This is a genomic window from Salinicoccus carnicancri Crm, assembly GCF_000330705.1.
Taxonomy (GTDB): Bacteria; Bacillota; Bacilli; order Staphylococcales; family Salinicoccaceae; genus Salinicoccus; species Salinicoccus carnicancri.
In genome coordinates, this window is record NZ_ANAM01000001.1 from 547732 (window position 1) to 572584 (window position 24853).

29 protein-coding genes and 1 riboswitch are annotated in these 24853 nt (G+C 51.7%); of the genes, 20 read left to right on the top strand and 9 right to left on the bottom strand.

What is annotated here, in order from left to right; genetic code table 11:
- Positions 1 to 202 precede the first annotated feature (202 nt).
- Positions 203 to 994, top strand: a complete 792-nt coding sequence (locus C792_RS0102925; protein ID WP_017547947.1) for a VLRF1 family aeRF1-type release factor — start codon at positions 203 to 205, stop codon at positions 992 to 994.
- A gap of 98 nt (positions 995 to 1092) precedes the next feature.
- Positions 1093 to 2394 carry a D-serine ammonia-lyase gene (locus C792_RS0102930; RefSeq protein WP_017547948.1) on the top strand — a complete coding sequence of 434 codons (1302 nt, stop codon included), beginning with the start codon at positions 1093 to 1095 and terminating at the stop codon, positions 2392 to 2394.
- Positions 2395 to 2439: 45 nt separating this feature from the next.
- On the opposite strand, the gene C792_RS0102935 is transcribed toward C792_RS0102930, so the two are convergent.
- Complete coding sequence (locus tag C792_RS0102935; protein WP_017547949.1) at positions 2440 to 3009, bottom strand: M15 family metallopeptidase; 570 nt, start codon at positions 3007 to 3009, stop codon at positions 2440 to 2442.
- A 291-nt stretch (positions 3010 to 3300) separates the two neighbouring features.
- On the opposite strand from C792_RS0102935, the gene C792_RS0102940 reads away from it, so the two are divergent.
- The 4 genes from C792_RS0102940 to C792_RS0102955 all read left to right on the top strand — a co-directional run bounded on the left by C792_RS0102940 (position 3301) and on the right by C792_RS0102955 (position 6883).
- The gene (locus C792_RS0102940) at positions 3301 to 4407 is read left to right on the top strand and encodes an alanine racemase (protein WP_017547950.1); all 1107 of its coding nucleotides are present in this window, start codon (positions 3301 to 3303) and stop codon (positions 4405 to 4407) included.
- On the top strand, positions 4404 to 5504 hold the full coding sequence (locus C792_RS0102945) for a pyridoxal-phosphate dependent enzyme (protein ID WP_017547951.1): 1101 nt from the start codon (positions 4404 to 4406) through the stop codon (positions 5502 to 5504). The genes C792_RS0102940 and C792_RS0102945 overlap by 4 nt, the downstream gene beginning before the upstream one ends.
- Positions 5505 to 5602: 98 nt before the next feature.
- Positions 5603 to 5941 (top strand): PH domain-containing protein, encoded by a 339-nt coding sequence (locus tag C792_RS0102950; RefSeq protein ID WP_017547952.1) that lies wholly within the window; start codon positions 5603 to 5605, stop codon positions 5939 to 5941.
- 15 nt (positions 5942 to 5956) lie between these two features.
- Positions 5957 to 6883: a prenyltransferase gene (locus C792_RS0102955; protein WP_017547953.1), complete on the top strand. Its 927-nt coding sequence runs from the start codon at positions 5957 to 5959 to the stop codon at positions 6881 to 6883.
- A gap of 38 nt (positions 6884 to 6921) precedes the next feature.
- Here C792_RS0102955 and C792_RS0102960 read toward each other — a convergent pair whose 3' ends face one another.
- Complete coding sequence (locus tag C792_RS0102960; RefSeq protein ID WP_017547954.1) at positions 6922 to 7824, bottom strand: EamA family transporter; 903 nt, start codon at positions 7822 to 7824, stop codon at positions 6922 to 6924.
- 151 nt (positions 7825 to 7975) lie between these two features.
- Here C792_RS0102960 and C792_RS0102965 point away from each other — a divergent pair, with 151 nt between their 5' ends.
- Positions 7976 to 8536 carry a thioredoxin family protein gene (locus C792_RS0102965; protein ID WP_017547955.1) on the top strand — a complete coding sequence of 187 codons (561 nt, stop codon included), beginning with the start codon at positions 7976 to 7978 and terminating at the stop codon, positions 8534 to 8536.
- Positions 8537 to 8659: 123 nt separating this feature from the next.
- On the opposite strand, the gene C792_RS0102970 is transcribed toward C792_RS0102965, so the two are convergent.
- The 3 genes from C792_RS0102970 to C792_RS0102980 are packed head-to-tail and all read right to left on the bottom strand — an operon-like array spanning position 8660 to position 10594.
- On the bottom strand, positions 8660 to 9142 hold the full coding sequence (locus C792_RS0102970; protein WP_017547956.1) for a hypothetical protein: 483 nt from the start codon (positions 9140 to 9142) through the stop codon (positions 8660 to 8662).
- The gene (locus C792_RS0102975; protein ID WP_017547957.1) at positions 9135 to 9893 is read right to left on the bottom strand and encodes an ABC transporter permease; all 759 of its coding nucleotides are present in this window, start codon (positions 9891 to 9893) and stop codon (positions 9135 to 9137) included. Before C792_RS0102975 ends, C792_RS0102970 begins: the two co-directional genes overlap by 8 nt.
- On the bottom strand, positions 9890 to 10594 hold the full coding sequence (locus C792_RS0102980; RefSeq protein ID WP_017547958.1) for an ABC transporter ATP-binding protein: 705 nt from the start codon (positions 10592 to 10594) through the stop codon (positions 9890 to 9892). Before C792_RS0102980 ends, C792_RS0102975 begins: the two co-directional genes overlap by 4 nt.
- A 51-nt stretch (positions 10595 to 10645) precedes the next feature.
- Between C792_RS0102980 and C792_RS0102985 the strand changes: the two genes are divergently transcribed.
- From C792_RS0102985 to C792_RS0102995, 3 genes are all read left to right on the top strand, one after another.
- Entirely contained in the window at positions 10646 to 11494 is an 849-nt protein-coding gene (locus C792_RS0102985) for a DUF72 domain-containing protein (protein ID WP_017547959.1), read from the top strand.
- Positions 11495 to 11563: 69 nt separating this feature from the next.
- Entirely contained in the window at positions 11564 to 12385 is an 822-nt protein-coding gene (locus tag C792_RS0102990; protein ID WP_017547960.1) for a sulfite exporter TauE/SafE family protein, read from the top strand.
- Positions 12386 to 12395: 10 nt separating this feature from the next.
- Complete coding sequence (locus C792_RS0102995; protein ID WP_017547961.1) at positions 12396 to 13712, top strand: bifunctional metallophosphatase/5'-nucleotidase; 1317 nt, start codon at positions 12396 to 12398, stop codon at positions 13710 to 13712.
- 75 nt (positions 13713 to 13787) lie between these two features.
- Here C792_RS0102995 and C792_RS0103000 read toward each other — a convergent pair whose 3' ends face one another.
- Positions 13788 to 15200 (bottom strand): ISNCY family transposase, encoded by a 1413-nt coding sequence (locus tag C792_RS0103000; RefSeq protein WP_017547782.1) that lies wholly within the window; start codon positions 15198 to 15200, stop codon positions 13788 to 13790.
- 169 nt (positions 15201 to 15369) lie between these two features.
- A riboswitch (Lysine riboswitch) is annotated at positions 15370 to 15534 on the top strand.
- An 83-nt stretch (positions 15535 to 15617) separates the two neighbouring features.
- Between C792_RS0103000 and C792_RS0103010 the strand changes: the two genes are divergently transcribed.
- The 3 genes from C792_RS0103010 to C792_RS15045 all read left to right on the top strand — a co-directional run bounded on the left by C792_RS0103010 (position 15618) and on the right by C792_RS15045 (position 18894).
- Positions 15618 to 17201 carry a Na+/H+ antiporter NhaC family protein gene (locus C792_RS0103010; RefSeq protein WP_017547963.1) on the top strand — a complete coding sequence of 528 codons (1584 nt, stop codon included), beginning with the start codon at positions 15618 to 15620 and terminating at the stop codon, positions 17199 to 17201.
- A gap of 159 nt (positions 17202 to 17360) precedes the next feature.
- Entirely contained in the window at positions 17361 to 18281 is a 921-nt protein-coding gene (gene lipA, locus C792_RS0103015; protein ID WP_017547964.1) for a lipoyl synthase, read from the top strand.
- 4 nt (positions 18282 to 18285) lie between these two features.
- Positions 18286 to 18894 (top strand): YutD family protein, encoded by a 609-nt coding sequence (locus C792_RS15045; RefSeq protein ID WP_017547965.1) that lies wholly within the window; start codon positions 18286 to 18288, stop codon positions 18892 to 18894.
- 104 nt (positions 18895 to 18998) lie between these two features.
- Here C792_RS15045 and C792_RS0103025 read toward each other — a convergent pair whose 3' ends face one another.
- Positions 18999 to 19265, bottom strand: coding sequence for a DUF3055 domain-containing protein (locus tag C792_RS0103025; protein ID WP_017547966.1), 267 nt, complete (start codon positions 19263 to 19265; stop codon positions 18999 to 19001).
- A gap of 87 nt (positions 19266 to 19352) precedes the next feature.
- On the opposite strand from C792_RS0103025, the gene C792_RS0103030 reads away from it, so the two are divergent.
- From C792_RS0103030 to C792_RS0103045, 4 genes are all read left to right on the top strand, one after another.
- Positions 19353 to 19784 (top strand): DUF86 domain-containing protein, encoded by a 432-nt coding sequence (locus tag C792_RS0103030; RefSeq protein WP_017547967.1) that lies wholly within the window; start codon positions 19353 to 19355, stop codon positions 19782 to 19784.
- On the top strand, positions 19720 to 20538 hold the full coding sequence (locus C792_RS0103035; RefSeq protein WP_245537504.1) for a TIGR01457 family HAD-type hydrolase: 819 nt from the start codon (positions 19720 to 19722) through the stop codon (positions 20536 to 20538). Before C792_RS0103030 ends, C792_RS0103035 begins: the two co-directional genes overlap by 65 nt.
- Positions 20539 to 21495: a 2-hydroxyacid dehydrogenase gene (locus C792_RS0103040; RefSeq protein WP_017547969.1), complete on the top strand. Its 957-nt coding sequence runs from the start codon at positions 20539 to 20541 to the stop codon at positions 21493 to 21495.
- A gap of 123 nt (positions 21496 to 21618) precedes the next feature.
- Complete coding sequence (locus C792_RS0103045) at positions 21619 to 22158, top strand: biotin transporter BioY (RefSeq protein WP_017547970.1); 540 nt, start codon at positions 21619 to 21621, stop codon at positions 22156 to 22158.
- A gap of 36 nt (positions 22159 to 22194) precedes the next feature.
- Here the strand turns inward: C792_RS0103045 and C792_RS0103050 are convergent, their stop codons facing one another.
- Positions 22195 to 22506 (bottom strand): YuzD family protein, encoded by a 312-nt coding sequence (locus tag C792_RS0103050; RefSeq protein WP_017547971.1) that lies wholly within the window; start codon positions 22504 to 22506, stop codon positions 22195 to 22197.
- 97 nt (positions 22507 to 22603) lie between these two features.
- On the opposite strand from C792_RS0103050, the gene C792_RS0103055 reads away from it, so the two are divergent.
- Complete coding sequence (locus C792_RS0103055; protein WP_017547972.1) at positions 22604 to 22846, top strand: NifU family protein; 243 nt, start codon at positions 22604 to 22606, stop codon at positions 22844 to 22846.
- A 66-nt stretch (positions 22847 to 22912) separates the two neighbouring features.
- Here C792_RS0103055 and C792_RS0103060 read toward each other — a convergent pair whose 3' ends face one another.
- A complete protein-coding gene (locus C792_RS0103060) occupies positions 22913 to 23974 on the bottom strand; it encodes an NAD(P)/FAD-dependent oxidoreductase (protein WP_017547973.1) in 1062 nt (353 codons plus the stop codon).
- A gap of 101 nt (positions 23975 to 24075) precedes the next feature.
- On the opposite strand from C792_RS0103060, the gene C792_RS0103065 reads away from it, so the two are divergent.
- Complete coding sequence (locus C792_RS0103065; protein ID WP_017547974.1) at positions 24076 to 24339, top strand: YuzB family protein; 264 nt, start codon at positions 24076 to 24078, stop codon at positions 24337 to 24339.
- Between the two features lie 44 nt (positions 24340 to 24383).
- The gene (locus C792_RS0103070) at positions 24384 to 24740 is read left to right on the top strand and encodes a HesB/IscA family protein (protein WP_017547975.1); all 357 of its coding nucleotides are present in this window, start codon (positions 24384 to 24386) and stop codon (positions 24738 to 24740) included.
- The last annotated feature ends 113 nt before the right edge of the window (positions 24741 to 24853 follow it).

Genomic DNA, 24853 nt, shown 5'->3' on the forward strand with positions numbered 1-24853 from the left:
ACAGTTGGGGCATAGGGCTGGAATGGATAATTTGTGAATGATGCCGCGTGGACAACCAGGGAATAACGGATGGATGAAGATTGAGGGACTCGAGTATATGTTTTGTCCGGCCCACAGAGGGTAGATTATATGAAACTTGATTTTTTCATGTAAACTGCCCCGCTCCTGCCCCACGTGAATACGAAGAGGAGGAACCATGCATATGTCTGTAGTCGAAAACATTAAGAAGATCAAAGCAAAAAATGATGATACGGGGATTCTGTCGCTATACCTGAATACCGACGTCACGGATCGTAACCAGGCCAATGGAGAGTGGAAAATCCACCTGAAGAACGGGATGAAGGAACTGAAGGAACAGGTGAAGAACAAGGGTGACCAAGAAGAGCTGAAAGCGCTGAAGAATCTCCTGGATAAAGCTGAAACGGAGATCTATGCGAAGCAGAAGGAGATGCAGCGGGGGCTCATTCTCATAGCTTCTGCGGACGGTGAACTCTGGCGTGAGCGCATACTCCAGGTGCCGGTGATGACTTCCATCAGGTGGGACCACACTGCGGATACACAGCAGGTGGAGGAACTGGAGCAGAAATTCCCTGAAACGGCGATCATCGTCGTCCAGCAGGCTGATGTCACTTTCCTCGAGACGGAACTTGGCACGATCCAGGACGAAAAGTATTTCAGTTGGAATCTGGAACGGCAGAGCTGGGTGGATTACCAGGAAGCTGTGCAGCCGGGCGAGAGGGGCCACGGCAAGGATGAATTCCAGAGGCGCTTTGATGAGAATCAGCACCGCTGGTACAGGGATCTCGCACAGGAGCTCTCCAAGGAGCTGAAAGGACGTAAACTGAAAGGTGCCTACCTGGTCGGCAGCAAGGAGTCCGTCGCCGAGCTCGAAAACCATATGAGCGAATCATATGTCAGGGGTACCATCGCCAAAAACCTGGGTTCAAAGCCGAATCATGAAATCCTCAAAGAGGTATATGATACCCTGATCTAAAATATATCGAACAATGGTCCGCACCGGTCTTTATTTATAAACCGGTGCGTTTTTTTGATATAGTTGGCCTGTAACATCACTGAAAGGGGATATGATACATGATCGACGGAAAGACGCTGGAACAGTGGCAGGCCGAGTATCCCCACCTTGAACTGATAAGGGGGTATGAACCTGTACTATGGGAAAGCGGCAAGGCTTACGGAGCAGATGAAGTCATCAGGGCATTGCCATTCGGCAAGGAAGATATACTGGCAGCAGAAGCGCGCCTCAGGCGTTTTGCTCCTTACATTGCCCGGGTCTTCCCGGAAACAGAAAGTGGGGGCGGCATCATCGAATCTCCTCTGACGGCGGCGCCGGACATGCAGAAGGCACTTGAAGAAATGTCCAGGGTACCGTTGGAAGGAGCGCTCTTTGTAAAAGAGGATGACAAGCTGGCGGTATCAGGCTCAATCAAGGCACGGGGCGGTATTTATGAAGTGCTGAAGAGGGCTGAAGACCTGGCGCTTTCTGCCGGCATGATCAGTGAGGACGATGACTACAGCGTATTCGCCGAAGACAGGTTCAAAGAGTATTTTTCACAGTACTCGATCGTCTGCGGCTCCACGGGGAATCTCGGCCTCAGCATCGGCATCATGAGTGCGGAACTCGGATTCAATGTGACAATCCACATGTCCGATGATGCCAGAGCCTGGAAAAAGGATATGCTCCGTTCAAAAGGTGTCAATGTAGTCGAGCACAGCGATGACTACAGCAAAGCTGTGGAACAGGGCAGGATTGAAAGTGAACGGGATCCAAAAAGTTATTTCGTGGATGATGAGAATTCGAAGACATTGTTCTTCGGCTACGCTGTTGCGGCGGCGAGACTGGAAGAGCAGCTCGCTGAACAGAATATTACGGTGGATGTAAACCATCCCCTCAACGTCTATCTGCCATGCGGTGTGGGCGGCGGTCCCGGAGGCATCGCCTTCGGACTGAAAGTCATTTTCGGGGATGATGTCCATTGCTATTTTGCCGAACCGGCGCATTCCCCGTGCATGCTGATCGGCATGATGACCGGTTACCATGACCGTCTGTCGGTGGCTGACTTCGGGCTCGACAACAAGACGGCAGCAGACGGCCTTGCGGTCGGCAGGCCCTCCGGTTTCGTCGGCAGACTGCTTGAAGGGCTGGTCGCAGGAGTATATACAGTAAGTGACGACCAACTGTTCAGGATGCTTGCCCTGGCCCGTATTACAGAAGGGTTCAAACTGGAGCCGTCTGCGCTTGCCGGCTTCATGGGCCCGGCTGTCGTCCGGAACGGCAGCAGACATACCGTTCATATTGCATGGAGCACCGGAGGAGAGATGATGCCCGAATCGGTCTGGCGGGAATATTATGAAACAGGACAAGCCATGCTGTAATCAAAAGGCTCCCTCAAATTGACTGAGGGAGCCTGAATGTTGCTTTTAAGAATTGAAGTAGTGGTTGTATCCCGGCAGATATCCATTTTGGAGATCTGAGAGGGACAGACCGAATTCCATCTGAAGATGAGGGTAGTCTTTAAAGTTTTCCCAGTCTCCCCCCCATGTAAAGCCGAACTCCTTGGCCATATCTCCAACTTCAAACCAATCCGGTTTACTGTTACCATTTCCATCGTATTCGAGGTTCCATGTGACATCACCGTTGCCGTTCTCTACTGCATAATCCACAGCAAGCCCGTAGTTATGGTATGATTCTCCGCCTTTGGCATAAGTAATGATATTTCCCGGCTCGCTTCTGCCCTGTTCATAGAGTGCATCCTGCTGCTCAAAAGAGCGGAAGCCTTCGGTGAAGCGGATGACGATTCCTTGCCTGGCAGCTTTCTGCTTCAGCGCTTCAGCGTTTGCTTCGATGGTCGGGTGCAGATCTTCCGGCAGAGAATCTTTATGTGAGCCGTTCGCTGAGGCAGTATTCGCATTGGCACTCAAAAATAGTACTGAGGGCACGACTGCGAGTGTAAAAAGTGCTGCAGACAATGATTTGATTGTGTTCCTCATAGGTCGTAATGTCTCTCCTTTATAGTTTTTGATAAAAAATGGTACGGCCCAACGTTAACACTTTGTACAAATATTTTCAGTTCAATTTAGCCTTCAGATCAATTCTTAACATGCTGTTAATCAGACTGAAAAATAAATGTAATATTATTGGGAATATTTATGAAACTCGATTTACTTATTATGTTAATTAGTGAGTCAAGTGTTTTATGCCGGTGGCTGAGTCTCATTTAACAAAAACATCCTGAATCGATTATAATTAAGAGGGAATATTCTAACAATTGGAGGGGTTTCATGCATTACACTGAACTGGATACGCCGGCACTCCTGATCGACAAGAGTATCATGGAGGAGAATATTGACAGCATGCAGAGTTTTGCGGACAGGAACGCAGTCAGGATCCGGCCGCATACGAAGACGCACAAGATGTCTTCACTCGCCAAAATGCAGGAGGCGGCCGGTGCAGCAGGCATCACTGTCGCGAAAGTGGGGGAAGCGGAAGTGATGGCATCGGCTGGTCTGTCCGACATATTCATCGCCAATGAAATCGTCGGTGAACAGAAGCTGTCAAAAATACGCGCACTTGCTGGATCCATTAATATATCTTTCGGCATCGATTCGATTTTTCAGGTGGATGAAATTGAGCGTGTCTTTGAAGGGGCACCCAAAAAGGCACAGGTGCTGATTGAGATCGAAGTGGGTGAGAAGCGTTCCGGCGTCATAGAGGAAAAGTATTACAGCGCGTTGCTCGAGGCGGTAAGACAGAGCAGGAATGTGGAATTCAGAGGAGTATTCTCCCATGACGGGCATACATACAAGGCAAAAACAGCTGATGAAGTGAGATATCTCTATGAAGAAGCCGCACAGAGAACAATCCGCTTTGCGAGCATGGCATCCGAGGCGGGATTTGAAGTGGATACAGTCAGTATCGGCTCTACGCCACCCTTTATACTCGGGTTCGATATTCCGGACGGCGTGACTGAAATCCGGCCCGGGACATACATTCTCATGGACGCGGGCCAGTCGAATGTCATCGGTAATTTCGATTCCAGTGCGGCGACTGTGCTTACGACCATCATCAGCAAACCGACTCACGCGCGTGTAATCACTGATGTCGGTGCGAAAGGTATTACGATGCAGACGCGTACGAAGGGGATTACGGCGACGGAGGGGCTCGGGGTGATCAGAGAGTTCGAGGGAGTGTACATCGACAGTGTGTTCGATGAACATGCGATCATTTATGATGAATCGTTCAGCAGGCAGGTTGAAATCGGGGATAAGGTAAGGATCATTCCAAACCATATATGCCCGGTCTCCAATCTGCACGAGAGCGCCTTCCTTATAGAAGATGGAGAAGTGGTGCGTGAACTGGAAATCGACTGCAGGGGGAAGGTTAAATGAGGACACGATATATTTGCGCCAGCTGCGGTACTGTGCATGAGATCAAGTTATCCAGGTGGAAGTGCGGCTGCGGCGGCATGCTTGACCTCGACTTTGACAGGGGGAATATAGACCCGGCTGCATGGCCGGAATATCCGGCTTCCATCTTCAGGTATGCAGAAACCATGCCGCTTGAGCATGGGGAATGGAGCCCTGTTACATTGGGCGAGGGACAGACGCCGCTTATTGTGCTGGATGACACGCCAGGGGTCACATATGTAAAAGTGGATTATATGATGCCGACATTGTCGTTCAAGGATCGTGGTGCGGCGGTACTGATGGCAAAGGCGAATGCGCTCGGGGCATGTAAGGTCATTGCAGACAGCAGCGGAAATGCCGGTACCGCCATAGCTGCATATGCCGCCCGCTGCAACATCGCCTGTGATATATATTTGAGTGATGCCACGTCACCGAAGAAAGTGGCCCAGATGAAGGCACACGGAGCCGGGATCAGACAGATAAACGGCACCCGTGAGGACATTGCTGCAGCTGCACAGCAGGCGGTGGCCGGCGAGGGTGTTTTCTATGCGAGCCATGTATACAACCCATACTTCTATGAAGGGACGAAAACATATGCATTTGAAATTTTCGAAGAGCTCAGGGGAGCACCTGACACACTGATTGTCCCCGTAGGCAACGGCACTTTGCTGCTCGGTGCATATTACGGGTTCAAAGAGCTCATGGACAGCGGTGTGATAGAAAGGCTGCCGAAAATAGTGGCTGTCCAGGCTGCAAATTGTGCGCCGCTTGCACAGGCTTTCGAATGCGGTGAGAGTGTGGCGGCACCTGTGCAGAATTCCGGTACGCTTGCAGAAGGTATCGCGATTGCTGCCCCTGCCCGCGCGCCGCAGATACTTGAAGCAGTGCGGGAAACCGGCGGTGAATTCATATCAGTGGAGGAAAGTGAGATTGCCGGGGCCCGCCGGGAAATGAGCGAAAAGGGATTCTATGTCGAAGTGACCAGCGCGGCAAATTATGCCGGATATTTGAAATACGGGAAAACGGAAGATGAGACACTGGTCATCCCGCTTTGCGGGGCAGGTATCAAGTCAGAATGACCGGAGCAGGGCGGAAGTGCTCCGTCCGCAGTTGTGCCGGAGACTTTTTTGTGCGTATAATTGGCTTAAGTTAATTTTGACTCGGAGGAACTTATCATATGGAATCTAAAACTTTGAAAGCCGGCAACGGAAATCTGTGGAAAGGACTGCGGCCGATTCCGGGAAAACTGTATCTGACCGGGACGGCGCTGCATCATGTACCCAATTTTTCAGCATTCCACAGGACGGAGCGCACAGTGGAACTTGAAGATATTGATAATGTCGAAATCAGTACTACGATGGCGTACGGCTTCATTCCGTTGCCGAATGAGGTCAGAGTGACACTGAATGATGGGGAAGTGCTGAAATATATAGTCAACGGCAGGAAAAAGTGGAAGAAGGCGATTGATGAAGCGGCGGGCTTAACAAAAGTGGTGCTGCATGATAAGTCAGTTTAGAAGGGGCTGCATGGTATGACCGGAGAGAATGCTTCAGGTTTCAAAGGGGTGGGGATGCTCCTGCGGGTGGTGGCGGTGGCTGCATCGAGTGTGGTGACGGTCATTTCAACATGGCTGCCTCTTCTTATCCATTATGAGTTTTCCATGTGGAGGCTGCTGTTTCTTCTCGCGCTGCTCATGCTCGGGGCCTTTTTGATACACGGGGCACTGACGCATGTATTCAATGACATCACCGATTTTGAATCCGGCACAGATCAGCACAGCCCGGCGCTTTTGTCCGGCGGCAGCAGGGTGATCCAGTCGGGTGTCATGAGTGTGGGACAGCTCAGGAAGATCGCCCTGACCCTTACAGTTTCCCTCGCGGGCCTTGCACTTCTGCTCGCAATCCTGGGACAGGCGGAACTGGCGATACTCATCACGGTCGGCATATGGGGCGCGGCATCGTATTCACTCCGGCCGTTCAGATTTGCCTACATACCGCTGGCCGGAGAGTGGCTGAGCCTGTTCCCTTCGATGCTGCTGCTCGGCGTTGCCGCTCCGTGGCTGATGCTGGAGGCGATTCCGGCATGGGGATGGCAGAACGCATTCATCAACGCCCTGTGGTGTTTGAGCTGGGTGATGGTGCATCACATTCCGGACATGGAAGCGGATCAAAAGGCCACCCCGGTCAAAAGGACGAGTGTTGTATGGTCGTCGGATATGTTCGGCTTGCGTGGGGCACGCTATCCGGCGATATTGTATCTCGCGTTCATCGGCTTGTTCGCACTCCCGATGATGTTGACGCGACCGGTTGCAGGTATCATGGTGATCGTCCTTGCTGCATCCGGCATCTACATGATTGTGAAGATGGACCTTTCAGATCCGGAGGCGGTGACTGCTGTCGAGAAGAAGCTGCTGCTCCTGGCGATGACAACGGCAGTTGGACTTGGGATCTTCATATGATCCGACACGAATCCACCCGCCTGGTTCCCGGATGGATTCTAACCTTTGCGGCCGGTTGAGATGTATATGGCAATGCCGAGTATGATGATGATCCCGGTGACCTGGTAAATGCCCATACTGACATCAAGCCATATGACAGAGCTTAGGACGGCGGAGGCCGGCTCGATGATGCCGAGTATTCCGGCTTCCCTGGAGGACAGATGCTTCAGGCTGCTGATGTAGAGCAGGAAGGCGAGTGTCGTTCCAAGAAGGACGGAGAGTATCAGTATGGCTGCGAGGCTGAATGTCCAGTCGAAATCCAGGTCGAAATCCCACAGCGGATGGATGAAGTTCATGGTGATGCCGCCGATCAGCATCGAACCGCCGACCAGCTGGAGCGGGTGGAGGCGGTACAGGAGTTTTTGTGCATGCAGTGTGTAGTAGGCGAGCGCAATACCTGAAATCAGGCCCCAGATGAGGGCGGCCGGGGAGACGGCCATCCTGCTGAGATCGCCGCCTGTTGCGAGCAGTACGACGCCCGTGATCATGCCGATGATGATCAATCCGTCGGCACGGGACCATTTTGAGTATTTGCGGATGATAAGCCACAGGATGATGTATATCGGCCCGGTATACTGCAGTACCGTCGCGATGGCGGCGTTGCCGTGGCCGATTGCGGCCATGAAGGAATATTGGACCATCGTCATCCCGAGCAGGCTGTAGACGAACAGCATGCCGAATGTCTTCCGGTCCATCCGGACGGGCTGCTGTTTCCTCGAGAAGAGGGCATAGGCAAAAAGCAGTATGATGCCGCTCGCTGTCAGACGGAAAGTGACATACCAGTCGACAGCTACAGGTGTATGCCTGAATATGTAATCCGCTGCAGTGCCGCCGATACCCCACAGCGCCGCGCCTATGATGACGAAGATCAGGCCCTGTATATGTCTGGAATTATCGTGCAAGCGACTCCCTCCTTTTCTGTGTTTATTCAAGGTTAGGATATAAATGTGAAAAACACAACATGAAATTATGCCAAAAGCAAAACCGGCCGTAAGAAGCCGCTGATATGATAGGGTTGAACTGATGAAAGAATATACAGTTGGAGGTATTGTGATGACAGAACTGGATGACTGGTTTGACAAGGCGATGAGCGCAGAGACCTATATCAGCAGCATGGAAAAGCATAAGGAGAATCTGGAGAACGTCTTCAATAATTTTGCGATACCCGATGACGGGGATTTCTTCAGAAGGATTGAGGATAAAAACCTGCGCGCCATCGTGATCACAGAAGACTGGTGCGGCGATGCGATGATGAATACACCGGTGCTTCTGCATCTGGCGGAGAAGAGTGATATGGAAGTCCGCATGCTGATGAGGGATGACAACCTGGAGCTCATGGACCAGTATTTGACCGATGGCAAATCCCGCTCCATCCCGATTGTCATCTTCATCGATGAAAATGGGGAGGAAGTCACACACTGGGGGCCGCGCTCAGAATTCGTGCAGAAGGAGGTCGATGCTGTCATGTCAGGTCTGCCGGATAAAGAAAATCCTGACTACAAAGACAGCTTCATCAAAAAGGTCTCGACATTGACCGCAAGGTTCTCCACCGAAGCGGAGCTGTGGCAGTCCGCCTACCGGAGCATGAAACAAAAACTGGAAGCGAATATTTGAGGAAACGCCCTGATGGGAGCGAGGAGACTGCTCCCATCAGGGCGTTTGAGCGCTTATATGGATGTTATCGGAAGTTGTGGCTCCACAATGGCCGGCAAACGGACTACCCGGGCATTAGGAGAGCTACTCGGTTTCTATCTTCTCTTTGGAACCGTAGACTTCAAGGGAATTGAAATCCACGGCTTCTGTCTTGATGAAGGATGTCGTCGGTACGGCAACTTCAGCGCATGTGACGTCCTCCGGATCTTCACCGCTCTCTACTACAGGGGTGAGTTCGAACATGAATCGCAGGGTGCCGTCTTCATTCACGAGGTCTTCCAGCAGGTACCCGCAGCCGTTTTCGATCATGGACACCTGGAAGAGATGCTCTGAATCGAAATCGACCGCATCCGGATCGATATCCGCCCCCGTTTGTTCTATGGCCATGCCAAGCATCTCCTTATCGGTGATCTGCTGGATGGAACTCGCGAAAGCGCCGGAATCTCCGGACTCTGTCTTGCCTATCACTTCGTAATCGATGCTGCTGCCGGTATCATCGCAGGCTGACAGGACTGCCGCGCTGCACAAAAGCAATGAGCATAAAATAAAATGTCTTATATTAATCATATTTCAACCCCACGAACTGCAATTTTTTATTGAACAGTTTCGGATACGCCATGTAGCCGACCATGACGGATGCCATCGCTGCGTTGTTCAGTATAAGGAAGAGTATCAGGAGCTGGTACATCACGGCTTCGAGCGGATCTGCGCCACCGATGATCAGGCCGCTCATCATGCCGGGAAGCTGCACGAGTCCCATGGTCTTCTGCCCTTCGATTGTTGGAATCATACTCGTCTGGATGGCGGAGCGGAGCGTTCTCTTTATAGCCATCTCGGGCCTGCCGCCCATGGACAGGATGAGCTCGATGGTTTCATCACTGCGTTCGACTTCGTCCTTGAATTTATTCAGGAAAAGAAGGGAGAGCACCATGCAGTTGCCGATGACCATGCCGCTGATCGGAATGATCTGCTCCGGTTCACGGGGGATGATTCCAAAGCCCAATAATATCAGCATTGAGAGTGATTCTACAGCAATAAGGGTAAAGAATACCATCCAGGTGATCCCGGGAATCCCCTCCCCTTTTTTGATGACGTTCTGGGTGGCGGCCCCGATCATGAGCATGATCATCAGGATGATATACACGGGATGGTCGGCTTCGAAGACGAATGTCAGTATGTAACCGATGATCAGGAGCTGTATGATCGACCGGGCCGTTGCGATGATGATATCCTTTTCAAGCTTGAGTTTCAGCCACAGTGTGAGTGAAAGAGGGATGGCGACGAATATGAGTGACAGGGCGAGCTGTGAAAATGTCATAGGGCTTCACCCCTTACGAACTGTCTTATTTCTTCATTACCAGTTTCGTCTATGAATGAGGCATCGCCGAACTCGAGGAGTTCGCCGGCGCGTAAGAACCACATGTCATCACTCACACGCCTTGCCTGGTCGAGGTCGTGGGTGATCCAGACCACCGTGACATTCTCTTCGCGCTGGAGCCTGACGACAAGACGTTCCATCTCCTTTACCAGTGTATAATCAAGGCTTGATGTCACCTCGTCCAGCAGCAGGACGCGCGGCCGGTTGACGAAAGTCCGGGCAATCGAGACACGGCTCCGCTCACCGCCGGACAGGGATTTTACATTCTGGGTGAGCGGGATCTCTTCAAGATCCACCATCTCAAGCAGGGATTTTGCACGTTCCCCGCTTAATGTATCCCCGAATATTTCACGGGGAAGATTGAGGTTGTCGAACACGGTACCTGCAATCATCGGTGAGCTCTGGAATGCCATGCCGACCTCTTTGCGGAGTTCTATGATATCGATATCCGCAAGGTTTTCACCCCGGTAGTATACGGCGCCCCCGTCCGGTGAGAGCAGTCCGTTTATGTGTTTCAGGCAGGTCGTCTTCCCGGCGCCGCTGGGCCCCACGAATGTGGTGATGCGGCTTTCCCGGAAATCGCCCGTAATATTATGGAGAATGCCGCCGTGGCTGACATTGTTGAATTTTATGATGCTCATGAGTACATGCCCCCCTTTAAAATTGTGTTACAATAAAGTAAGGTGATTTTAATGATTTATGCAGGACTGACTGGGTGGGGAGATCACCATGATCTCTACACAGATATTACCAATAAAAAAGATAAACTTGCTACATATTCATCCAATTTTCCGATTGTGGAGCTGGATGCGACCTATTATGCCATCCAGCGTACTTCAACCATCGAAAAATGGTGCAGTGAGACGCCGGAGAAATTCAGGTTCGTAGTCAAGGCCCATCAGTACATGACGGGCCACAGTGACTACCGTGACCATTACGACTCCATAAAGGAAGTATTTGCCGCCTACCGCGACATGCTTCTGCCGATGGAGAAGGCGGGGAAGCTCGCTTTTGTACTGTTGCAGTTTCCGCCGTGGTTCGATTGTACAAACAAAAATATCCGCTATGTAAAATATGCCATTACGCAGCTCGTACCATACAAGGTAGCCGTCGAGTTCAGGAACCAAACATGGTTTTCCGAAAATTATCGTGAGGAGACCCTCGCTTTCCTCCACGCAAACGGTGCCATACACAGTATCTGTGATGAACCGCAGGCCGGCGTGGGCAGCATCCCCTTCGTTGCACGGGTGACCGACAGGACGGCCTTCATCAGGCTCCACGGCCGCAACACCCACGGTTGGACCCAAAAGGACAGAACGAGCGAGGAATGGCGCAATGTGAGGTATCTCTATGATTATAACAGAACTGAACTGGAATGGCTGAAGCGTCAGGTTGAAATCCTGGCCCACAAGACAAAGGACATATACATCGTCTTCAACAACAATTCCGGCGGCCACGCCGCCGGAAACGCACAGGATTTTCTGAAGATGATGAATATCAGATATGAAGGACTTTCGCCCAAGCAATTGAGATTGTTTTGATATCGGGACATCCTCCTGATGTACAAGCGGAGCCCTGTCTCCAGGCAGGACTTTAAAGGAGAAAAGCCTATGGAATATCTCATATTGATTTTAATCGGGCTGATGGCGGCGGCACTGGGTGCACTGATCGGCATCGGCGGCGGAGTGATCATCGTCCCGCTCCTCATCTTCTTCGGCATTGATATGGGAGTGCTGGACCGCATCACTCCGCAGACGGCTGTCGGGACATCGAGCCTTGTACTGATTGTCATCGGCCTGTCGGCAATGATGTCATATGGCCGCAGTAATCAGCTGGACAGGAAGAACGGCATGCTCTTCCTTATAGGAATCATGCCCGGTGCATTCGCGGGATCCTATGCAAGCCGGCTGTTCACAACAGACAGCTTCAATCTGTATTTCGGACTGTTCCTGATATTCCTGAGCATGATCCTCATCCTGAGGAACAGGATCCGGCCGATTACAATATTCCAGGATGAACGCTATGTGAAACCGCACGTGGACCATATGGGGGAAGTGCACCATTACGGTTTTGCACCGTGGATTGCGGTCACCTCCACATTCATCGTCGGTTTCTTCACAGGCCTTTTCGGCATCGGCGGCGGGGCATTGATGACACCGCTCATGCTGATCGCATTCCGGATGCCGGCCTCGATTGCCATCGGCACGAGCATGATGATGGTGTTCTTCTCGGGACTCTCGGCAGCCTCCGGGCATGTGCTGCAGGGCAACGTCGACTACTGGTATGCAGCATTTATATTGCCGGCGGCTTTCCTGGGTGCGAAAATCGGAGTGTGGATCAACCAGAAGTTCAAATCCGATTCCCTTGTCGTTGTGCTGCGGACAGTGCTCATGCTGCTCGGAATATATATGATTTTACAGACAATCCTATAGAGGTGATCAGATGGAGATAAAACTTTTCCATACCAACGATGTGCACAGCCATCTGTACAACTATTTAAAAATAATGTCTTTTTTGAAGAATAAAAAGCGCCAGCACGGAGATAACATGGTCTATGTCGACCTCGGCGACCATGTCGACCGCTCCCACCCCTATACCGAAGCGACACTCGGCAAAGGGAATATAGAGCTCCTCAATGAGGCGGGATGCGAGGTGGCTACGATCGGCAACAACGAAGGCATCACGCTGCAGAAGGAAGACCTGCAGACACTCTACGATGATGCGGATTTCGACGTCATCTGTGCCAACCTGCGTGAAGTGGGGAGCACCGATCCGTTCTTCAGACCATATGTCATAAAGAAGATCCGGGGCATCAAATTCGGCTTCATCGCTGCGACAGTGGAATTCACACCCTTCTACAAGGCGCTCGGCTGGGAAGTATCCGAAGCTTTCGACTGGGTTCTTGATGCCATCCGGGAAATCAATACGGAAGTCGACTGCATTGTGATGATGAGCCATCTCGGCCGATATGATGACGAGTCTCTTGCGATGATGTTCCCTGAGATAGACGTCATCCTGAGTTCACATACCCATCACTATCTGCCTGAAGGCGAGTGGGTGGGCGATACGCTGCTTGCGGCTGCCGGGCGTTTCGGCGATTTCACCGGGGAGGTCACACTCAATTTCGAGGGCTCGGTGCTGACCCGGAAATCTGCAAAACTGTACGAGACCGACCTGCTCTCAAGCGTTGATGACAACTATTATGATATCGGCAGGGAGAAGCTCCGGGGAGTGGTCGAAGAGGAGGCAAAACCGATTCCGCGCAGGCTTTATTCGGCAAGTGAGTTTGTCACACGTCTCGCCGCCATGGTGCAGGAATTTACAAAGAGCGATGCAGGGCTGGTGCACACGGGGCTCGTCGTGAAACCATTCCGGGGCGGGGATCTCACGGACTATGATCTCCACAAAGTACTGCCGCACGCCATAAATGCGGTGCAGATAGAGCTGACCGGGCGCGAGCTGAAGGAAGTGTTCAACCAGGCGGCCAAACACGAATTCAAAGATGAGATCATCCGCGGGCTCGGATTCAGGGGGGATATCTTCGGATGCTTCGTGCCCCATGGCATCAGCTATATCCAGTCCGAACGTGAATACTATGTCGGCGGCCGTCTTGTCGAGGACCGCGGAACATACACTCTCGGGACGCTCGACATGTATACATTCGGCCGCATATTCCCGCAGTTCAGGTACTCCAGGAAGACATACATGATGCCGGAATTCCTGCGGGACATCTATAAGAAGTACAACGGCAAAATCTAGTGTCAACCACAAATGAAAATGTCCCGGGAATTTAAAATTTAGCGTTTACTATTTGGCCGGCATCCCCTGTGTCTCTCACTGGGGATGCCGGCGTTTGTTTTGTCTGCGTTCCAGGCGCTGCAGGTACTGTTCATAGGAGCGTTGCTTCCATGGATGCGACAGGGGTGGAATCCAAACACTGCGGAGCGTTTTCTGGGGCACCGGCTCGAATGCAGCGGAGTGTGCATCGACGGCCGGAATCTCCTCCAGAGCGTAAACCTGCTCCTGATGCGATACAAACAGTTGACCTGTGCGGGTTTCAATCACCATAACTTTGGTCTTTCTGTTTAAATAGATGACCTTTCCGGTCTCTGTGATCAATCGGTATTTCTTGTTCTTATACTGGATCGCATGGCCGTTGTCGATCGTCCGGAACTCGAACCGGGCGAGAATCCGGTCCAGATCAATGCCAGCGGGGAGTGCTTCAAACACGGATGGATAGGATTCCGGCTTAAAGGCAAACTGTCTGTTAAACCGGGGGACATAGGTTTCCAAAAATTGATTTGCCGCCGGAATAGAGGTAATATGATGTTCAGCTAGTGCTTTCACTAGCCGGTCTTGTAACGTACCGAAGGCCCGCTCTACGCGGCCTTTGGCCTGGGGGATGGAAGTCGTCGAAAGCTCGATCCCCAGCGTTTGACAGGCATATCCATATTGGGTGTTGGCTCTCGGGGTGTTGTCCCGGGAGCCTCTTTTCGTTTCATAGTTAAAAACGGTACGGTTATCCGTCAACAGGCGGTACGGGAGACCGTATTGGGTTAAGCACTGTTCGGTAATCGCATAGTAGCCGTTCAATGTCTCCTGATGATCAAACCAGGCGCCGACGATCTGACGGGTACAATCATCGATGGCGATGTGCAGATGGGCATAGTCATGCCGTTCACCAAACCACTTGTGCATGGAGGCATCCATCTGGAGGAGCTCTCCAAATGCTTTGGCCCGGGGGCGTGTCGGATGGGCTTTGACCGGATCGACCAGGCTTACTTCCACCAGTAATGCTTCTTCCCGCCGGGTCATATGGTTGGCGGACCGGGCCTTCTGTTTCAGCCGGTCTTTCATCATCCGCTTTGTCTGCCGCGTTGATTTGGGAGACAATGTATTGGTCCGGTCCATGAGGGTCCGCAGGGCGGTATAGGAAATGGAGATGCCGTCGGTCTCTCTCAGTTTTTCATGAAAATGCTTAAAGTTATACCCATCATATTTTGTCCGGTACAGCCGGATGATGGTCCGTCTCAGATCCGGGTCAAGGGTTGTGGCCGGTTTTCGGCCGGTGTTCCCGTGCCGGAATCCCTTCCTGCCTTTCTCATGATAGGTCTGGACCAATCGGTTGATCTGTCTCCGGGTGAGATTCAATTCAATCTCCGCTCTCGTCTTTGTTTTCTGTCCATTCACGACCGCTTTAATGATGCGATACTTGTCCTGTTCTCTCATGGTTAGATACTCCTTCATGATGTCGCCTCCTGGTATGTACTTTCTATCTTAGTGTATACCAGCGGGACATTTTCATTTGTGATTACTTAGGACATTATCACTTGTGTTTCACACTATAAGAAGTACAACGGCAAAATCTAGTTGCGAAGTTTGAGGAATACTGCTATAATATCCATGTCAATTGAAGAATGAAAGTAGAGGTTGCACCTTTCAGGAGTACCCGGTGGAGCAGGCATGCTCTGAAGCCGCGGAAAAGGGGAAGCTGCCGAAGATCACCGTCCGGCGGGACGCTGATCTGGGACCGGGTTTAACAGATCCGGTACTGTCATTACGGTGATGCGCTACATTAATGTGATCCTGGACGTCACAGTGGCTGATTCTGTAATGCTGCTGTGGCGTCTTTTATTATTGAAAATATTCAACGGAGGTAAATAGATGGATACTATATTGAACTGGGAATACATATCGCTTGTTCCACCGCTGCTCACACTGCTGCTGGTGCTGGCGACCCGTAAAGTCGGAATCAGTCTCGGCATCGGGATCATCACTTCGGCTTTTCTTGTTGCAGAGGGCGGCATCGGGGGGATGATCCGGACTGTGTGGGAATCGTTCGCGATGATTTTCGTTGTGGACGGTGCGATCAATACCTGGAATGCATTCATCCTCATCTTTCTGACTTTCCTCGGCATGATGACTGCATTCATGAATATGTCAGGCGGCGCAAAGGCATTTACTGCCTGGGCGCTCACTAAAGTGAAGAAAAGGGGGCAGGCGAACTTCGCGACGGCCCTGCTCGGCATCGTCGTCTTCATCGATGACTATTTCAGTGCGCTGATCGTCGGCCAGGTCGCAAAGCCGCTGACTGACAAGTATCAGGTGTCGCGGGCGAAACTTGCCTATTTCATCGATACGACCGCTTCCCCTGTGTCGGTGATCGCACCGGTTTCAAGCTGGGGTGCGGGAATCATGGGCCTGGTTGCACCGCTTCTCGCAGCCGGCGGCCTGGTCGCAGTGACACCGTTCCAGGCCTTCATCTACATGATTCCGATGAACCTCTACGTCCTGACTGCGCTCGCGATGATGTTCATCGTCATCGCCACACGGTTCGACATCGGGCCGATGCGCAAGCAGGAAAGGCGGGCCATCGAAGACGGTGTGCTCGTTGAGAATGCGATGGAGGCGCCGGGGGCGACGGATGAGGAACTGCCCGTACATGAAGAGAGTTCTCCCAAAGCGCTGATCGTGCCGATACTCGGACTTGCAGTAACGGTCGTCATCGCAATGCTTATCACCGGTGGTATCGAGGGCGGGGAGTGGACACTTCTCAGCATGTTTGAGAATACACTGGTCACCCATTCGCTCCTGCTCGGCGGCGTGGTCGGTTTTGTCCTCAGTCTGTTCTATTTCTTCAGCTATACGCGCAGAAACAACGAATTCGGCAAAACGGAAGTTTGGCTCGGCGTCAAAACGGGATTCCTGGCAATGTTTCCGGCAATGCTTGTGTTGACACTGGCATGGATGATTGGTGAACTGATTTCAGCCATCGGAACCGGTGAACTGCTCGGCGACATGGTCCAGCAGTCCAGCCTGCCGGTGAGTCTGCTGCCTGCTGTCGTATTTGCAGTGGCCTGCCTTATGGCGGTAGCGACGGGGACAAGCTGGGGATCCTTCGGCATACTGATCCCGATTGCCGGAGAGATCATGATTTCAATCGGTCAGACTGACCTTCTGCTGCCTGCGATTGCAGCGATTCTCGCGGGGTCGGTGTTCGGTGACCACTGTTCACCGATCTCGGATTCCACTATCCTGTCATCGACGGGGGCGGGCTGTAACCATATTGTACATGTCATGACCCAGCTGCCCTATGCATTGCTGTCAGCGACGATTGCACTGGCCGGGTACATCGTACTCGGAATCACGACAAGCGTATGGCTTGCGCTTGGCACGATTATCGTACTGCTCGCAGTTGTGACGGTCATATCAAAATTTGTCTATTCACCGATTGTCAAAAAAGTTTAATAATTTCATGATTCCCCGCATGGCAGCTGCCATGCGGGGTTTAAAATTAAAATCCATCTTGAAAATGAGGGATATAGCCATATATTGAAATTCTTTGTCTCATGAAAGTGCCAAGTATGCTAATATGGGGATAACTTTTCTTATGGGGGGCTTAACTGCATGGCTACTAAAAATGAAGAAATTCTGAGAAAACCGGATTGGCTTAAAATAAGACTGAATACGAACAAGAACTACACCGGCCTGAAGAAAATGATGAGAGAGAAGGGCTTACATACTGTATGCGAAGAAGCGAAGTGTCCGAACATCCACGAATGCTGGGCTGAAAGGCGTACTGCGACATTCATGATCCTGGGTGCAGTCTGCACCCGTGCCTGCAGATTTTGTGCAGTCAAGACGGGTCTGCCGAACGAACTGGATTGGGATGAACCGAACCGGGTGGCTGAATCAGTCAAACTGATGAACCTTAAGCACGTTGTCATCACAGCTGTTGCAAGGGATGACCTGAAAGACGCAGGGTCAAGAGTGTATGCTGAAACTGTCAAACGTGTAAGAGAAGAGAATCCATATACGACCATTGAAGTGCTGCCGTCCGATATGGGTGGTGAATTCGATAACCTGAAGACCCTGATGGATGCAAAACCGGATATCATGAACCATAATATCGAAACAGTCGAACGCCTGACACCGAAAGTGAGGGCAAAGGCGAAATACTGGAGAACGATGGAGTTCCTGAAACGGGCCAAAGAGATCAACCCCGACATCCCGACGAAATCAAGCATCATGGTCGGCCTCGGTGAAACTGTCGAGGAACTCCATCAGACGATGGATGACCTGAGAGCGCACAATGTGGATATACTGACAATCGGACAGTATCTGCAGCCGTCCAGGAAACATCTGAACGTACAGAAGTACTACACGCCGCTTGAGTTCGGCAAATTGAGGAAAGCAGCCATGGAAAAAGGCTTCAAACACTGTGAGGCAGGTCCTATGGTCCGTTCAAGCTACCATGCAGACGAACAAGTCAATGCGGCAGCACGGGCCAAGCAGGCTAAAGGTGATGAACTGTTGAAAGGTGAGTAACACTATGATTACGATAGATCATATGCATTTTGAGGTCATTGAGAACTACAGGGACGCATTCGACCCGGAGCAGTTCCGGGATAAATACAGCGAAGTTCTTAACAAATATGATTATATCGTCGGGGACATCGGCTACGAAAAGCTGAGGCTGGCCGGCTTTTTCAGGGATGACAAGGCGAAAGCCGACCGTGACAAGAAATTCAGTGCCATCCAGGATTACCTGTATGAATACTGTAACTTCGGATGCGCCTATTTCGTGCTGAGAAAAGTGCCGAAGTCCGAAATCAAAGAGATGAAGGAACAGGGCAGATTCGAAGAGCCGGAAACAGGTGCAGAACCGGTGGCGGGGGAGGCCCCTGTTTCAGACCGTGAGGCATCCGGGGGGGAAGTGACGGATGCCGACAGGCCCGAAGGTGCCGGCGGTGAAGGTGCTGCATCCAGGGGGCGGAAGGAGGTCCCGCAAGACCAGGACAGAGGGAACAGGCAGCCCAGACGCAAAAAAACATCCCGCGGCAAAAAGAAGCCTGGACAGCAGAAAGGAAAGCAAAACAGCAGCCAGATGCCTTCGGGGAAAACACTGGCAGAACATCAGTCACCCAAAAAACCGGATTAAGAGAAGCGGCGCCATGCAATTTCGCATGGCGCCGCTTCTCTTATAGTCGTGCTTTCCGGGCATGGCGGAAGCCGGGGTGTGCGTCAGGAACACTCCAGACCGGCCTAGACGATTATCTCGTTCAGGAAACCTTCGACTTCCGCCGCTTCATCGTCACCGAGCCCGAGGATGTGGGCGATGTAGCCTTCCTCTTCCAGGTCATCGGGGCCGATGATGCCGAATCTGCTGCTCTGTGTATTGAGCACCAGGCTTTTGCCGAAGTAGCGGTCTGATTTTATTATTGCGAGGTCGTAGCGGCCGTGTTCGCCGACGAATCCGACGAATCGTGTCTGCGTGTCTTCTGTATCATCATATAGATAAAAGTCGATCAAAGAGTTCGCCTCCAGTTCAAGTATGTTTAAATTATGCTATCATATAATTATACTATACTAAAGAACACTGGAATAGGAGTGGCAGCAATGTATTTCGTAGATAAAGAGGTGCTCCTCGGGCGCCTCGGATATATCGACGGTCTGACTGAAGAATACGGCCGGACCGAAGGCCTTGCGCTGGAGCGCGCCTCCCAGATGCTGATCGAAGCGGTGGTTGATGTGGGGAACATGATCATCGACGGGTTCATACTCCGCGATCCGGGAAGTTACCAGGATGTGATGGATATCATGGAGACTGAAGGTGTCATCCCCGCAGAAGATAATGAAAGGTTCAAGGCGACGTTCAGATGGCGCGTGGAGCTGACGCGCAATTATACTTCCATTGACCATGCCGGGATGAAGGGGGATTTCAAAGAAAATCTCTCGGCGTACCGCAACTTCAGGAAGAATGTCTATGCTTTCTTCGAGAATGAAGGCCAGGCGATCACTGCCTTCAAGGGGGATCAGCACGATGTATAAGGGCTATCTCATCGACCTTGACGGTACGATGTACAACGGAACGGCCGTCATTGACGGTGCTGTGGATTTTATTGACCGGCTTAATAAAGAGAGCATCCCCTACGTGTTCCTGACGAACAATGCGACCAAGACGCAGGTGGAAGCGGCGCAGAAACTGCTGGATATGGGGTTTGACATCCAGCCCGAGACGCTCTATACGTCCTCGATGGCGACAGCAGCCTATCTCAGAGAGACGGCCCCGGGTGCGTCGGTCTATGTCATCGGCACAAAGGGTCTGAAAGGGACGCTTGAAGCATCAGGTCTCACGGTCACTGACAGTGATGCGGACTATGTAGTGATGGGTCTCGATCCTGAGATCAACTACGAAAAGCTTTCGAAAGGGACGCTCATGATCAATGCCGGCGCCCGGTTCATTGCCACGAACCCGGACAAAAAGTTCCCGACTGAAAAAGGGTTCGTGCCGGGCAACGGTTCGCTTGTGTCCGTACTGACTGTTGCAACAGGCATCGAGCCTGTCATCATCGGCAAGCCGGAGGGCATCATACTGGAATCCGCAGTCTCTGAGCTGGGCCTGCCTAAAGAGGACGTCCTCATGATCGGCGACAATTACGATACGGATATATTGACAGGGATCAACGGCGGAGTGGATACTTTACATGTCAATACGGGTGTCACCCCGAGAGAGGATGTGGAAGGGAAGACGCATCCGCCGACATATATGATTGATAACTTAAAGGAATGGAGTGTCGGATAGTTGAAAAAGATAGTCATAACAAGAAACATCAACCCTGATATTGTAGACAAGCTGCGTAAAGATTTCGAGGTGTCGGTCTGGGAAGAGGACCAGAAACCGATGCCGCGTGAAAAATTCCTTGAAGAGACGAGAGATGCCCATGCGGTGCTCACGATGCTGAGCGATAAAGTCGACGAAGAATTCCTGTCGAATGCGCCGGAGCTGAAGGTTGTTGCCAATCTTGCGGTGGGCTTTGACAACATAGACCTTGACGCAGCCCGGCGGCATGAGGTAGTGATCACCAACACACCGGACGTGCTCACCGAAACGACAGCCGAGCTCGCATTCACGCTGATGCTTGTTTCAGCACGCAAAGTGCTCGCGGCCAACAACGAGCTCATGGAAGGCAACTGGTCCGGCTGGAGTCCGTACCACATGGCCGGTACCGATGTCTTCGGCAAGACAGTCGGAATCTTCGGCATGGGCTCCATCGGCGCCGCCTTTGCAAGACGTCTCGCCGGATTCAGGTCGAACATCCTGTACCACAACAGATCAGAATCAGAGGCGGCGAATGACCTCGGCGCGAAACTGGTCAGCTTCGATGAGCTGCTCAGCCAGTCGGACTTCGTACTGTGTGCAGCACCGCTGACTGAAGAGACGAAACACAAATTCGATGCGGAGGCCTTCGGCAAGATGAAGGATACGGCGCACTTCATCAACATCGGCCGCGGTGCCCATGTGGTCGAGGACGATCTGGCGGAAGCCGTCAGCTCCGGAGTGATTGCCGGCGCAGCGCTTGATGTGTTTGAAAATGAACCGATCGGCGCGGATCATCAGTTCGTCGGGCTGGACAACATGACGCTGCTGCCCCATATCGGCAGTGCGTCGGTTGCAACCCGCAACAACATGATGAACCTGTGCGTAAACAATATCATGGAGGTGCTGAACGGCGGCAGGCCGATCACACCGGTAGGATGAAGAGGCCCCCGGTGGCGGGGGCTTTATTCAAAGATTAATTGTCAACCTTTAATATAAAATAGTTAACAATAGGCCGTGGACGTGATATGATATGGATATCATACATAAAAAGGGGTTCATCATATGAAGACGAAACATCTGATTTATGCTGCGTTGTTTGCAGCACTGATAGCAGTAGGGGCGCAGATCAGGATTCCGATCGGCCCGGTGCCTGTCACATTCCAGGTGCCGATGGTGCTGCTTGCGGGTTTCCTGCTCGGTCCGAAGCTCGCGGCGCTGAGCACAACCGTATACATGCTTGTGGGGCTCGCCGGGGTCCCGGTATTTGCAGGATCCGGAGGCATCGGTTCACTCGTGTCGCCGTCATTCGGCTTTGTCATCGGGTATATCCCGGCAGCATTCATCGCCGGTTTCGGTGCGGGGGATGACAAGGGGCTCGGGAAGACGGCAGCCTTCGGAATGCTGTCGCTTTTCGTCATCTATGTATCCGGATTCCTTTACTTCGTATTCATCATGAACCAGGTGATCGGCACGCCTGTCGGCCTTCGGGAAGCACTCATGCTGACCGTGGTGCCTTTTGTCATCAAGGATACGATCATCACCGTGCTTACGGCCATGTTCGGCAAAACGCTCCACAGGCGGGGGCTCAGGCCGGCAATATGAAAAAAGATCCTCCGGGCACTGCACCGGAGGATCTTTCTATGCCGTGTTGCTGTCCATCCACTTCTGTATCGGTTTCAGCTGGACGTAGCCGTCCTGCACGATTTCATCATTGATGGCGACGAGGGGGTAGAAAAGCTCGTCATCGTTGATGCGCCCGATGATTTCCTCATCGTAGTCAGACAGGTTTTCATCACGGTCCATATCGATATAGTTGAAGTGCAGGTCATGGTCCGGATACTTCCGTCCGAGCACTGCCTCGAGCCAGTCATACGTATCTTTTGAACCCGGCGCATTGACGCAGCTTGCACAGATGACATCGCGGCCATAGACATTGACAACATATTTCATTTGAAACTACTCCTTTCAGATGATGGATTTTTTCTTCTGTATCCATTATAATATAGATACAAGATTTTGCGTAAGAATTGATAGGGAGTGAACTGTAATGACAACTGGACAGGATACAATGTTTGAACAGGTTGATGACGTTTTAGATAAATTGCGCCCGTTTCTGCTTAGGGACGGTGGAGACTGCGAACTCGTGGATGTGGAGGACGGCATCGTGAAACTCCGCCTTCTCGGTGCATGCGGTACATGCCCGAGTTCCACAATCACACTCAAAGCAGGCATCGAGCGTGCCCTGCTTGAAGAAGTTCCGGGCTTCGTCGAAGTCGAACAGGTTTTCTAGAATATCATTTTTGACATAACAAGAGCCCTCGGCAGAAACTGCCCGGGCTCTTTTCTTTACGTGTCTTCAATTATTTCCGAGTTTGTACATCCAGAGTACACCGCTTTTCAGCATGCGGGCAATGCGCCCTGTGACCGTGCGTTCCTTGAGGTAGGCGAAGCCTTCCTTTGAACCGAGAGAGCCGAGTATCCCCTGCATTTTGATCTCGGGCATCTCTCCCGGCAGCTCCCTGCCTTTTAAGATGTCATCGATCACTTCGGCAATCTGCTCGGCCTGGCCTTCCGCCACCTGGGCGGAAGGTGCATGCTCAAGTGCCGCACAGTCACCGACGACGTAGACATTACGGTGGCCGGGGATCTGATGATACTGGTTGAGCTCCACCCGGCCGCCGGGTCCGAAGTCGGCCGGCAGGCTGCGCACGACTTCTACGGGCTGCACACCTGCAGTCCAGATGCACATGTCGACATCATGGGAATCATTGTTGTTGTAGACTTTATCCGCTTCGACCTTGACGATGTTCGAGTTCGGTATGACTTCGACGTCATTCTCATCGAACCATCTTTTGACATAGGCGCTGAGGCGGGCGGGGTACATCGGCAGTATGCGTTCCCCGCGGTCGAAGAGTTTGATCCTGAGGTCACTCCGCGATTCGCGGAGTTCACTTGCGATTTCTATGCCGCTCAATCCGGCACCGACGATGCCGACTGCGGCATTCGGCTTGAGCTGGCCGATCTGTTCATATGTGGCGCGTGATTTCCTGAGTGTCTGGATGCTGAAAGTATACTCGGCTGCGCCGGGTACGCCGTGGTATTTGTCTTCACAGCCGAGGCCGATGATGAGTTTGTCGTAATCCAGGGAACCGTGTTCGAGAGTGACCCTGCCGTCCTCGATGTCAATCTCCCTGATCGTATCGAAAAGGACTTCGACCCTGTCATCATCAGGAAAGTCAACACGGACTTTCTTTTCGCTTTTAGTACCTGCAGCGAGCGCATAGTACTCGGTTTTAAGTCCGTGATATGGATTCATATCGACGAGGGTGATGCTATAGTTGGGTGGCAATTTTGGAAGCATGCGCTGGATGAAGCGCATGTTACCGTAGCCGCCGCCGAGGCAAACTATTTTCTTCATATCAGTACCGCCTTGTTTAGAAATTCTCTTATATACAGTATAATAGTTAAAGCCTTAAACTACAATGGAAGTTGTAATAATGCGTACGGGAGGTGACCGCAATGCTTACACTTGTAGAATTCTGTTCTTCGAATATGCTGAAGGGGACCGAAGAGGTGTACCGGACACTCGAGGAGGATCCGGGAATCGATGTTCTGGATTACGGATGCCTGGGCCACTGCGGTCTTTGCAGCAAGGCATTCTTCGTCCTGGTGGAGGGTAAGATCGTCAGTGCCACGACACCTGAAAAACTGCTTGAGAAGATATACAAAAGAATAGATAAATTGAAGATTGAACAGGAATCCTGGTTCGAAGATTTGAGTTAGGGGGCCGGGTTGATATATAATGAACTAAATGGAGGATTGATATTATGGCAATTGAATTGACTGAAAGTGCAGCACACGAAGTCAAGGACATGCTCAAACAGAATGATATGCCGGATGGATTCCTCAGGTTCAAAGTCCAGGGCGGCGGATGCACAGGCCTGACTTACGGCATGGCGGCTGAGACAGAAAAACAGGAACGCGATGATGAATACGAATTCCACGGCGTCAGGGTCCTTGTTGATAAATATGATCTGCCGGTGATTGACGGTACTGTGATCGATTTCAAGCAGTCCCTCATGGGCGGCGGTTTTACAATTGATAATCCGAAGGCATCGCTCTCATGCGGATGTGGTTCATCATTCCGTACGAAAGAGGTTGCCGGACAGCCTGGGGATTGTTAATTATTCATCTTAAATGGCTTGAAATATGTGAAGAAAATCGCTAATATTAGTAGTGACTAATATTAGCGATTTTTAAGTATGGCGTAAAAATCACTAAACCACTATTAATCGGA

Bases quoted from the DNA above. Each gene is read 5' to 3' on its own strand.
- C792_RS0102925 (WP_017547947.1), top strand. From the start codon at position 203: ATGTCTGTAGTCGAAAACATTAAGAAGATCAAAGCAAAAAATGATGAT.
- C792_RS0102975 (WP_017547957.1), bottom strand. From the start codon at position 9,893: ATGACATTTTCACAGCTCGCCCTGTCACTCATATTCGTCGCCATCCCT.
- C792_RS0102970 (WP_017547956.1), bottom strand. From the start codon at position 9,142: ATGATTAATATAAGACATTTTATTTTATGCTCATTGCTTTTGTGCAGC.
- C792_RS0103060 (WP_017547973.1), bottom strand. From the start codon at position 23,974: ATGAAGAAAATAGTTTGCCTCGGCGGCGGCTACGGTAACATGCGCTTC.
- lipA (WP_017547964.1), top strand. From the start codon at position 17,361: ATGGCTACTAAAAATGAAGAAATTCTGAGAAAACCGGATTGGCTTAAA.
- C792_RS0102950 (WP_017547952.1), top strand. From the start codon at position 5,603: ATGGAATCTAAAACTTTGAAAGCCGGCAACGGAAATCTGTGGAAAGGA.
- C792_RS0102985 (WP_017547959.1), top strand. From the start codon at position 10,646: ATGATTTATGCAGGACTGACTGGGTGGGGAGATCACCATGATCTCTAC.
- C792_RS0102990 (WP_017547960.1), top strand. From the start codon at position 11,564: ATGGAATATCTCATATTGATTTTAATCGGGCTGATGGCGGCGGCACTG.
- C792_RS0103030 (WP_017547967.1), top strand. From the start codon at position 19,353: ATGTATTTCGTAGATAAAGAGGTGCTCCTCGGGCGCCTCGGATATATC.
- C792_RS0103035 (WP_245537504.1), top strand. From the start codon at position 19,720: ATGCTTTCTTCGAGAATGAAGGCCAGGCGATCACTGCCTTCAAGGGGG.
- C792_RS0102965 (WP_017547955.1), top strand. From the start codon at position 7,976: ATGACAGAACTGGATGACTGGTTTGACAAGGCGATGAGCGCAGAGACC.
- C792_RS0103065 (WP_017547974.1), top strand. From the start codon at position 24,076: ATGCTTACACTTGTAGAATTCTGTTCTTCGAATATGCTGAAGGGGACC.
- C792_RS0102940 (WP_017547950.1), top strand. From the start codon at position 3,301: ATGCATTACACTGAACTGGATACGCCGGCACTCCTGATCGACAAGAGT.
- C792_RS0102930 (WP_017547948.1), top strand. From the start codon at position 1,093: ATGATCGACGGAAAGACGCTGGAACAGTGGCAGGCCGAGTATCCCCAC.
- C792_RS0103070 (WP_017547975.1), top strand. From the start codon at position 24,384: ATGGCAATTGAATTGACTGAAAGTGCAGCACACGAAGTCAAGGACATG.
- C792_RS0102955 (WP_017547953.1), top strand. From the start codon at position 5,957: ATGACCGGAGAGAATGCTTCAGGTTTCAAAGGGGTGGGGATGCTCCTG.
- C792_RS0103045 (WP_017547970.1), top strand. From the start codon at position 21,619: ATGAAGACGAAACATCTGATTTATGCTGCGTTGTTTGCAGCACTGATA.
- C792_RS0103010 (WP_017547963.1), top strand. From the start codon at position 15,618: ATGGATACTATATTGAACTGGGAATACATATCGCTTGTTCCACCGCTG.
- C792_RS0103050 (WP_017547971.1), bottom strand. From the start codon at position 22,506: ATGAAATATGTTGTCAATGTCTATGGCCGCGATGTCATCTGTGCAAGC.
- C792_RS0103000 (WP_017547782.1), bottom strand. From the start codon at position 15,200: ATGAAGGAGTATCTAACCATGAGAGAACAGGACAAGTATCGCATCATT.
- C792_RS0102995 (WP_017547961.1), top strand. From the start codon at position 12,396: ATGGAGATAAAACTTTTCCATACCAACGATGTGCACAGCCATCTGTAC.
- C792_RS0103055 (WP_017547972.1), top strand. From the start codon at position 22,604: ATGACAACTGGACAGGATACAATGTTTGAACAGGTTGATGACGTTTTA.
- C792_RS0102945 (WP_017547951.1), top strand. From the start codon at position 4,404: ATGAGGACACGATATATTTGCGCCAGCTGCGGTACTGTGCATGAGATC.
- C792_RS15045 (WP_017547965.1), top strand. From the start codon at position 18,286: ATGATTACGATAGATCATATGCATTTTGAGGTCATTGAGAACTACAGG.
- C792_RS0102980 (WP_017547958.1), bottom strand. From the start codon at position 10,594: ATGAGCATCATAAAATTCAACAATGTCAGCCACGGCGGCATTCTCCAT.
- C792_RS0102935 (WP_017547949.1), bottom strand. From the start codon at position 3,009: ATGAGGAACACAATCAAATCATTGTCTGCAGCACTTTTTACACTCGCA.